At 46.7% G+C, this 1,375-nt stretch carries 1 protein-coding gene and 6 tRNA genes; all 7 read left to right on the top strand.

What is annotated here, in order from left to right; all coding sequences use genetic code 11:
* The coding region (gene csrA / locus CIK04_RS23410; RefSeq protein ID WP_128824664.1) for a carbon storage regulator CsrA at positions 1-170 on the top strand (170 nt) is incomplete at its 5' end.
* 381 nt (positions 171-551) lie between these two features.
* A tRNA-Ser gene (locus CIK04_RS23405) sits at positions 552-647 on the top strand.
* A gap of 30 nt (positions 648-677) precedes the next feature.
* Positions 678-754 (top strand) — tRNA-Arg (locus CIK04_RS23400).
* Between the two features lie 23 nt (positions 755-777).
* Positions 778-869: transfer RNA gene (locus CIK04_RS23395), tRNA-Ser, on the top strand.
* Between the two features lie 84 nt (positions 870-953).
* Positions 954-1,030 (top strand) — tRNA-Arg (locus CIK04_RS23390).
* Positions 1,031-1,120: 90 nt separating this feature from the next.
* Positions 1,121-1,197 (top strand) — tRNA-Arg (locus CIK04_RS23385).
* A 44-nt stretch (positions 1,198-1,241) separates the two neighbouring features.
* Positions 1,242-1,322: transfer RNA gene (locus CIK04_RS23380), tRNA-Arg, on the top strand.
* The last annotated feature ends 53 nt before the right edge of the window (positions 1,323-1,375 follow it).

The raw sequence follows: 1,375 nt of genomic DNA, 5'->3' as shown, positions 1-1,375 counted from the left end.
TAGGCGAAACACTGATGATTGGTGACGAAGTGACAGTAACGGTACTGGGTGTTAAAGGCAACCAGGTTCGTATTGGTGTGAACGCTCCTAAAGACGTTTCTGTACACCGTGAAGAGATCTACATGCGCATTCAGGCTGAGAAAGGCAACGTTACCCCAGGTAACTACTAAGCTTAATCTCTGAATGATAGAGGCTGGGCCCATAAAGGTCAGTCCTTTTTTATATCTGCATTTTCTTAAATGCTTTGTTCCGGGGATGAGAAAACAAGGTGGTGAAACACCTTCCAACTTGGCAATTTAAAATGGGGTAGCTTTGTGTTTAGCACAGAAAGTTTAGTTAGTAGATTGCTCAGATAATTTTGCTCATTTGGTCGTGCATTTCATCGCACGGCAATAAGGTCWWTTTCTTGCTTAAAGGTTGTTTTTACAGCAACAAAGTTCATTAATTACACGTATTGATTAAATAGGCAACGCTTGAGTCGGTATTGCGCTATTTTTCAAAGAAAATGTTTGACTTATTTTGGTAAATCGTAATATGTGCCTCCGCAAGACGGTGAGGTGGCCGAGAGGCTGAAGGCGCTCCCCTGCTAAGGGAGTATACGGTTTATCCCGTATTCGAGGGTTACGAACTCCCATCCTTCACCGCCATTCTTGCACAATCGTTTTACGATGAATTGCGCGCTCGTAGCTCAGCTGGATAGAGTACCTGGCTACGAACCAGGCGGTCAGAGGTTCGAATCCTCTCGAGCGCGCCATATCGTAAAACGGAACAAAAGACGGTGAGGTGGCCGAGAGGCTGAAGGCGCTCCCCTGCTAAGGGAGTATACGGTTTATCCCGTATCGAGGGTTCGAATCCCTCCTTCACCGCCATTTATTGACAAGTGAGTCAATTTTTTTGTTCCAAAAGAAATTATTTGTGATAGACTTCACAACTCTCTTGGTAGGGAATATTGCGCGCTCGTAGCTCAGCTGGATAGAGTACCTGGCTACGAACCAGGCGGTCAGAGGTTCGAATCCTCTCGAGCGCGCCATCTCTTCTACTGGAAATTTCTTTTACAGAATAAAGGGGCTAAGCTCCTGATATTGGAATAGCGAAAGCGGTTTTGATATCAAACACCTGCGCGTCCGTAGCTCAGCTGGATAGAGTACCTGGCTACGAACCAGGCGGTCAGAGGTTCGAATCCTCTCGGACGCGCCACTTTCTCTTCTGGAAGTGACAAGGTGAACAACACGAATATTCGCGCGCTCGTCGTAGCTCACGCTGATGAGAGTACCTGGCTACGAACCAGGCGGTCAGAGGTTCGAATCCTCTCGAGCGCGCCATTATTTAAAACCCTGCATGAAAATGCAGGGTTTTTTCTTATGCCTACGTTTTG

It is taken from the genome of Vibrio sp. 03_296 (genome assembly GCF_002265885.1).
This window is presented reverse-complemented; position numbering and strand designations above follow the sequence as displayed.